7 protein-coding genes are annotated in these 8,394 nt (G+C 58.8%); 6 read left to right on the forward strand and 1 reads right to left on the reverse strand.

From position 1 onward, the window contains the following. The first annotated feature begins 522 nt into the window (after nt 1-522). From HUK65_RS17440 to HUK65_RS17455, 4 genes are all read left to right on the forward strand, one after another. Nucleotides 523-1,962, forward strand: coding sequence for an IS1182 family transposase (locus HUK65_RS17440; RefSeq protein ID WP_179907547.1), 1,440 nt, complete (start codon nt 523-525; stop codon nt 1,960-1,962). 363 nt (nt 1,963-2,325) lie between these two features. Continuing rightward, on the forward strand, nt 2,326-2,676 hold the full coding sequence (locus HUK65_RS17445) for an HPF/RaiA family ribosome-associated protein (RefSeq protein ID WP_179907548.1): 351 nt from the start codon (nt 2,326-2,328) through the stop codon (nt 2,674-2,676). Between the two features lie 37 nt (nt 2,677-2,713). Further along, nucleotides 2,714-3,829, forward strand: a complete 1,116-nt coding sequence (locus tag HUK65_RS17450; protein WP_235442245.1) for a baeRF3 domain-containing protein — start codon at nt 2,714-2,716, stop codon at nt 3,827-3,829. A gap of 85 nt (nt 3,830-3,914) precedes the next feature. Next, nucleotides 3,915-4,313 (forward strand): DUF2177 family protein, encoded by a 399-nt coding sequence (locus HUK65_RS17455; protein WP_179907549.1) that lies wholly within the window; start codon nt 3,915-3,917, stop codon nt 4,311-4,313. A gap of 105 nt (nt 4,314-4,418) precedes the next feature. Here the strand turns inward: HUK65_RS17455 and HUK65_RS17460 are convergent, their stop codons facing one another. Beyond that, nucleotides 4,419-4,715, reverse strand: coding sequence for a PRC-barrel domain-containing protein (locus HUK65_RS17460; protein ID WP_179907550.1), 297 nt, complete (start codon nt 4,713-4,715; stop codon nt 4,419-4,421). Between the two features lie 213 nt (nt 4,716-4,928). On the opposite strand from HUK65_RS17460, the gene HUK65_RS17465 reads away from it, so the two are divergent. Together HUK65_RS17465 and HUK65_RS17470 are read left to right on the forward strand one after the other, a co-directional pair. Then, on the forward strand, nt 4,929-6,050 hold the full coding sequence (locus tag HUK65_RS17465; protein ID WP_235442244.1) for a glycosyltransferase family 4 protein: 1,122 nt from the start codon (nt 4,929-4,931) through the stop codon (nt 6,048-6,050). A 21-nt stretch (nt 6,051-6,071) separates the two neighbouring features. Beyond that, a complete protein-coding gene (locus HUK65_RS17470) occupies nt 6,072-8,255 on the forward strand; it encodes an amylo-alpha-1,6-glucosidase (RefSeq protein ID WP_179907551.1) in 2,184 nt (727 codons plus the stop codon). Nucleotides 8,256-8,394: the final 139 nt, after the last annotated feature.

Raw genomic sequence — 8,394 nt, forward strand, 5'->3', positions numbered from 1 at the left:
CCCGGGAACGCCGCGCACTCGACGCGCTGGATGAAATCAGAGGGAACCGGTAAGATGCGTCAGACTCAGAACACTAGAATGAAAAACCAGCCAAGGTTGGTCACGATCCACGCACGCTCAGCGGCAAAAGCCGCACCGATCGGGCCGGGGCCAGAACCAGTAACAGGACGACCAGCAGGCTTAGCCCGGCTGAGAAAAAGAAGATGGTCGGATCAACCCGCAGACCCAATCTGTTCGCCAATTTTTCCACGCGCGCGCTCCGATTGTTGTGCACAAGTCAAACAATTTTGATGCCAGAGCGTTCCCTTTCGCCTGAACTTTGACCGCACAATCCCCAGACGACGGAAAGGAACTGATTGCCTCGTGCCTGCGTTGATTAGGGACATACAAAAAAAGGACTCCACCATGGGCAATCTGTTTGAACTGCTTATTCTTGGTATGGCGCTTGCACTTCCGGTGCTGGCCGAGGCTGTGTGAAATCCCCCAGATGTGGTATGCTTCCCGCGCTACGGGAGTGCATCTATGTCAGGTTTCATTGAAGGGGTTGATCGCGATCAGGTGACGCTGTTTCCGGATCGCCTTGAGGACTGGATCGACGAGGATCATCTGGTCCGTGTGGTGGATCTGTTCGTCGACCAGCTTGATCTGGCAAGCCTTGGGTTCACGCGCGCGGCGCATGCGCGGACTGGGCGACCGGGATACCATCCGGCCATTCTGCTGAAGCTGTTCATCTATGGCTATCTGAACCGGATCCCGTCCAGCCGCAGGCTGGAGCGCGAGGCGGGGCGCAATGTCGAGGTGATGTGGCTGCTCGGGCGGTTGGTGCCAGACCACAAGACGATCGCGGATTTCCGGCGCGATAACGGGGCCGCTATCCGCAGGACCTGCGCACAATTCGTTGAGCTGTGCCGCCGCATCGGCGCGCTGAAGGGCGACTGCGTGGCCATCGACGGGAGCAAGTTCAAAGCCGTCAACAACCGCGACAAGAATTTCACCAAGGGCAAGATCGCCAGCCGCCTTGCGCATCTGGAGGCCGATGTCGAACGTTACATCACCGAGATGGTGCGCATCGACCGGCAGGAAGAAGGAGAAGCGCGGGCCGAGAAGGTCGTCCATGTGGCGCAGCGATATGGGCGGATCAAGCAGGAAATCGCGAAGCTCAAGGCGATGGACAAGGCGCTGGCAGATGCGCCGGATGGTCAGATTTCCCTGACCGACCCCGATGCTCGCGCCATGGCCACCAGTGCGCGCAACAGTGGCCTCGTGGGCTACAATGCGCAATGCGCGGTGGACACCGAGACCCATATCATCGTCACGCATGATGTGACCAACAAGGGCTTTGACCGTGACCAGCTCAGCCCGATAGCGCTTGCGGCCAAGGAAGCGCTCGGGCGCGATGATCTGCATGCCCTGGCCGACAAAGGCTATTACAGCGGCGTCGAGATCGCTGCCTGCGACAAGGCTGGCATCACGGTGACCATGCCGCGCCCCGAGACCTCCGGAAATCGCAAGAAGGGCATGTATGTGAAGGCTGACTTCAAATATGATCCCGACCGCGACGTCTATATCTGCCCGACAGGCGACGCGCTGACCTATCGTTACACCCGCGAGGAAGATGGGCTTCTGGTCAAGCGCTACTGGACCAATGAATGCGGGAGCTGCCCCGTGAAATCACGCTGCACCACGGGCAATGAACGCCGGGTCACCCGGTGGGAGTACGAGCATCTGGTGGACGAGATGCGCGACCGCCTGCGCAGCGTCGATGACCCGATGACCCTGCGCCGCAGCACGGTCGAGCACCCTTTCGGGACGATCAAGGCCTGGATGGGCAGCACCCATTTCCTGATGCGCCGACTGAAGAACGTGCGCACCGAAATGGCGCTGAACGTGCTGGCCTACAACATCAAACGCATGGTCGCCTTGGTCGGGATCAAGCGGCTGATGGCGGCCATCCCCGCCTGACCGGGTGAAACCGCCCCCAAATCCGCTCAAGCGGCCCCCACAGGCCCGATTTTTGCGCACGGGGCGGGTTCCCAGAACCAAATCGCGCCTGAACCAGCTAAGTGAACCCTCTAGGCCGCAGGAACCTCGTGGCGCAGGAGTTTCCACACAGCCTAGGCCCATATCGCACGCGCACGTGACGACGAACGCTTGGTCGCAATCAATTCAGCACCACCGGCTGCGAGAGACCAAAACCCCAACGATCGGGGCGTGTGAGCGATGTCTGCGCGTTTGCCATCTGATCCGGCACTGCGAACAAGTCGCTTCGCAGCTACGCTCTGATACCACCGCAGCCCGTTGCGCGCTCCCTTGAGAGGAGATGTCATGCATATTCAGATCAATACCGATGACACCGTTGAAGGTCACGATGCCCTGATCGCTCAGCTAGAGGCCGAGATCCGGGACGGGCTGTCGCGCTTCGCTGACCAGATCACCCGCGTTGAACTGCATCTGAGCGACGAGAACGGCGCAAAGAGTGGTAGCGGCGACAAGCGGTGCGTGCTTGAAGTGCGCCCTACTGGCCAGAAGCCGGTTGCTGTCACCAATGCCGCTGACAGCCTGCAAGAGGCGAGCGCCGGTGCCGTGCAGAAGATGCAGCATAAGCTGCAGAGCTTGTTCGGGCGCCAGGACAAGACAAAAGGCGGTCATTCGATCCGGGATCTGGATGTCCTATGACCGTCGGTTTTTTCACAGGAATGACGAGAGGATGATCATGATTTCCGAAACAGACCTGACAGATCTGATTGATGCCAGCCCGGCCATCGGGGTTTCCTTCTATCTTCCAACACAAACGCATGGTCGTGAAACACGGCAGAATCCGATCATGCTGAAGAACCTTTTGTCGCAAGCCCGCACGCAACTGGACGCGCGCGACGCAGGCCCCGACGCAGAGGCACTTCTGGCGCCGGTTGTGTCATTGATCGAGGATCATGATTTCTGGCAGCATCAAGATCATGGGTTGGCCCTGTTTGTATCCGAAGCGGGGCTGCAAAGCTTAAAGTTGCCCATGCCGGTGCCAGACCTTGCCATTGTAGGGTCGGGCTTTCACATCGCGCCCCTGCTTCCACTGTTTGAACCAGACGCGAATTTTGTGATCCTGACCATGACCGCTGACGCCGCGCAGGTCTGGCGTGCCAACCGGTTCAAGATGACGCCGGCATCCGTCGCGGGGCTTCCCGCCAGTCTTGAGTCGCTCGATGAGGAACCTGATTACGAGGGCAACCTGCAATCGCACGGGTATGGGCGGCCCAATACGGGCGGGCGCGACATGGCCAAGACGCAGGTTTATGGCGACAGCCCGGAAGAATGGCGCAAGGGGCGGCTGGTTGAATATACCCGGCGCACTGGAAGGGCATTGGCCACGCATCTGGCGCGCGATCCCTTGCGTGTTGTTGTCGTCGCGGATGCCGAAATCGGTGGCCAGATCCTGAAGGACGAGGCCTTGGCCCCGCTGATCGCCGGCTTTGCCGAAATCAACCCGGCGGCGCTGGACGATGCGGCGCTTCATGCCGCGGCCTGCGCGGTGATACAGCCGGTCCATGACAAAGCAAAGGACGCAGCACTTGCGCATCTTGATGCCATGATCGGCCGTGCGGATGGGGGATCTTGCACCGACCCTGAAAAGCTGATCGATGCCGCACGGGACGGACGAATCGATCAGCTTTTCCTGAGTGAAGCGGCGCTCATTGATGCTGACAGCGATGCAAGCTCGCGCGACATGCGTGACCGCGCTGCCAAACTGGCGCTGCGCAATGGTGGAATTGTATGGTCTGTCGCGCAAGAGCGTTTGCCCGAAGGCCGCACGATGGGTGCGACCCTGCGCTATTGAAGCAAACTGGTCGCGACGCTCTGCCAATAATGATCAGTGTGATTGACAGGGCGTCGTGGTCGCATCCCTCCAGCAAGGAACCTCTATGTCACTTGTCGTCCTGACGCTTGTCACCGGTGGAATATTTCTGATCGCCGATGCAATCATGTTGCCCAAAGTCATCAAACCCATGTTCGAGAGACATCTGGGTGACGCCATTCTCGACAGCCCGCGCGTTGTGCCTGCCGCATTGTTTTACTTTCTCTATCTGGGAGGGATTGTCTGGTTCGCGGGCTGGCCTGCGCTGCAGACCGTATCTCCCTCCCTCGCGCTGTTAAATGGCGCGCTTCTGGGACTTGTGGCCTATGGCACTTACGAACTTGTCAGTTGGACAGTCATGCGCCGGTGGCACCCGTCGATGGTTGCACTCGACATGGCATGGGGGACTGCGCTGAGTGCTGTGTCAGCCTGGGGCGGGGTGCTGGCGGCATTGGCGTTCGCCTGATCGCCGCGCTCGGGGTCAGTATTGATAACCATTGTGCCGGACCCCTTTGGGGGACCGGCAGCTGAAGCGTTTCGGACTTTTCTGAAACTGCACCGGCACGCGCGTTCAATCGTGATGCTCGGGTAGAGCTTTCAACTCGTCCTTGGTCCGGGCTGTGACACCGTGGACCGTGCCCGCCTCGTCCCGCATCATGCGCACTTGATCGGCGCTCAGCGAGACAGGTTTGGCCCCGATGCCAAGAAATCCGCCGACATCCACGACCATGCCGGTGTCATTACCCATACCGTGTACATGCGCAATGGTGCCGATCTTTTCGTCATCAGGGCCGTATATCGGTGCCCCCTTCAGGATAGATTCAGTCAGTTCTGTTGGGTCCAACGTGCTATGTTTGCTATGGTCCATGAGACTCTCCTTTGTTGTTCAGTCAAAGATGTCCAGGCAAATGGGATAGAAGCTCGACTGCCATTGCGTTGGCCACAGAGAGAAATCGGGAAAACCTCTGCATTCTTCTTGCCATTGCGCCCGATTGACATGCCGGGAACACCTTCACCACATCAACCCGCCCCATGCCGAAACGTTCCGGCGCAATCATTGGGCACAGACGGCGTCCCGCGCATGGAACGCAACGGCTCGCAAGCGCATTTCCTGAGTATCAGGGAGATCGGACATATGCGAATTGCTCAAGTGGCGCCGCTTTTCGAGACGGTTCCACCCAACGCCTATGGTGGCACTGAACGCATCATTGCGACGCTATGCGATAACCTTGTCAAACTGGGGCATGATGTGACACTTTACGCGGCTGCCGGGTCAGGGACTTCGGCCAGACTGTATGAGAGCCGCGCCTGTGGATTGCGCGACGACAGCGCGCCGCGGGTTTCGGCGACAGCGGCGCATTTGGCGATGCTTGAGGATGTTCGCATGCAGCAAGCCGCGTTCGACATCATCCATTGTCACCTGTCGCATTTTCAGCACTTCCCCTTCTTTGCGGAATTCGCAGCCAAGACGCTGACCACACCTCATGGTAGGCTGGATTATGCTGACTTGCCCAAGGCGCTTGGTCACTGGCCTGACATGCCGATGAACTCGATCTCGATGAGTCAGCGCACGCCACTGGCGCAGGCGAACTGGGTTAAAAATATCTATCACGGGCTGCCCTTTGATCTCTATCTTCCGAACCCCTCATGCGCATCTGATGGACCCGGATATCTTGCCTTCATGGGGCGTTTTTCGCGCGACAAGAGGGCGGACCGGGCCATCGCGATTGCGGCGGCTGCGGGCTTGCCGTTGAAGCTTGCTGCCAAGATTGACGCGGATGACCGCGCGTGGTTCAGGCAGGAAATCGAACCTCATATCGATGGTCAATCGGTCGAGTATGTCGGCGAGATCACCGAGTCAGAAAAGCCCCGGTTTATAGGCGATGCAGCGGCGCTGCTATTTCCCATTGACTGGCCCGAACCATTTGGCCTCGTCGTGATCGAAGCGATGGCCCACGGCACCCCGTCGATAGTCTGGCGCAACGGGGCGATGGAGGAAATCATCGACGAAGGGGTGTCGGGATTCGTAGTGGATACGCTGGAACAGGCGGTTGCCGCCGTGCCCCGCGCCTTAGCGCTGGATCGCGCCAAGGTGCGGTACTGTTTCGAGCGCCGTTTCGACGCCGCGCGCATGGTCAATGACTATCTCACTGTCTATCAGGACCTGCTGCGGGCCAAGCAGCCCGCTCTTGCCGGTCAGTGACCCTTAGGCCGGAGGCCGCGCATGGATACCCCTAACCCTTCATTTGACGAACATATGGTCGATCCCATGACGGCGATGGCCGATCATGAGGATGCACCCAATCTTGGTCTGCATCAATTGTCGCTGAAAGATGAGGATTGTTTTTTGCTTGCGGGCATAAATGGCGACATCAAGGGTTTTGCAGATGGCTTTTTCCATGACGACACGCGGCTTTTGTCGTGCTTTGTACTGCGCATCGGCGGGCGGCGCCCGGTGCTTCTTGGGTCGGCAGTCTCTAGCGATCATGTGTACTTCGAAGTCAATCTGACCAATGCCAGCGTCCTGCTTGAAAACGACGAGCCATTGGCGCAGGGCAGCATCCATGTGAACCGCACGCGCTTCGTCAGGCAAGGGCGGATGTTCGAGCGGATCGCGATCACCAATTACGGGCTTGCCCCTCTGAACCTTCCGCTGAATTTTCAGGTTTCTGCCGATTTCTGGGACATCTTCGAAGTGCGTGGCATGATCCGGCCCGCACGGGGGCGCACGTTGCCGATCGAGTCTGGCCCCAGCCATGTTGGGTTTGGCTATGAAGGGCTTGACGGACAAACGCAGTCGCTAAACCTCAGCGTGTCGCATCCAATCACATTCGATGCGACACGCATGGAGATCTGTCTGGTGGTGCATGTGCAACGTGGTGCCCGCCGGGTCCTTTATCTGGAAGCAGGCGCGGATCATGCGGAACCAGGCCGGGTGCGCCACAGGATGAGCCTTGCCGCCGCACATCGCGCGATGAAAACCAAACGCCAGAGAGGTGCCACGATCCGAACTTCCGGCCCGCTGTTCAACGACTGGCTGAGCCGCACGCGCGCCGATATCGCGCTGCTGTCGTCGAATCTGGACACAGGCCCCTATCCATTTGCAGGTATCCCGTGGTTTTCGACAGCATTTGGCAGGGATGGGATCATCGCCGCACTTGCGACACTTTGGTTCGACCCTGATCTTGCCCGTGGGGTACTGCGTTTTCTCGCAAGCACACAAGCCCGGGATCATGACGAATTCTCTGATGCTGCGCCGGGCAAGATCCTGCATGAAATCAGGGGTGGCGAGATGGCACGGATGCGCGAAGTGCCGTTCGGGCGGTATTATGGCGGGGTTGATACGACACCCTTATTTTTACATCTTGCTGCAGAATACGCACGGCGCACGGCCGATGATGCGTTCATCGACACGCTCTGGCCAGCGCTGAAAGCTGCGATCTCATGGATCGAGACCACGCGTGCAGGTGATCCGAATGATCTGGTCAGTTATGCACGCTCCCAAGATACGGGTCTGCGAAATCAGGGATGGAAGGATAGCGCGAATTCAGTCTTTCATGCCGATGGGACGCTGGCGCAAGGGCCGATCAGTCTGGTGGAAGTTCAGGGCTATGCCTATCTGGCGTTGACCGGAATGGCGGAAATGGCCGCCCGCAGAGGAGATGCAGGCAACAGCGCGACGTTGCGTGCAAGTGCCGATCGCCTGCGTCAGACAGTGGAAGACCTGTTCTGGATGCAGGACCTGCAGTTTTACGCGCTCGCGTTAGATGGGGCCTCGAAGCAATGCGCTGTGCGGACCACGAATGCAGGGCATCTGCTGTATTCCGGGCTGCCTTCTCAAGACCGTGGGCAGGCGGTTGCCAAGGCTTTTCTGCAGCCTGAGTTCTTATCAGGCTGGGGCCTGCGGACGGTGGCAATTGGCGAGGCACGCTTCAACCCGCTATCCTACCATAACGGCTCCGTCTGGCCCCATGACACGGCAATCTGTAGTGCAGGCATCGACCAATACGCCCAGCCCGAAGCCGCAGGACGCGCACTTGCGCGGCTGTTCGAAGCCTCGTTCCATTTCGACAAGAGCGTGCCGGAATTGTTCTGCGGTTTTGCGCGGATCGTGGGTGAAGGGCCAGTTGGCTATCCTGTGGCTTGCGTCCCGCAAGCATGGGCCGCCGCTTCGGTATTCATGTTGCTAAAGACAACGCTGGGTCTGAAAATAGATGCCTATGCGCGAGAAGTCCGGGTTGTTGCCCCCGGTCTTCCTGCCGGGATCGACCATGTCATTGTACGGAATATTGATGTCAATGGTGCGAATATCTGTGTCGAGTTTCACCGGAGGGAAAACCGCGTGACCTGCGCGGTCACCAGATCTGGCTGCGAGTCTGTCCCCACACTTGTTCATGTTCTGGAATGAATCAAGCGGGACCATGTGGGAACACTCCCGCGCCTTGCGGGGTTATAAAGCCACATACCTTTTCTAGGCTCAGGACCTATTGATTTCAGCCTTGCGGCGTGATTCACGCTCCGCAAGGAGACCAATCAATGAGCAATCT

It is taken from the genome of Rhabdonatronobacter sediminivivens, from assembly GCF_013415485.1.
Lineage (GTDB): Bacteria > Pseudomonadota > Alphaproteobacteria > Rhodobacterales > Rhodobacteraceae > Rhabdonatronobacter > Rhabdonatronobacter sediminivivens.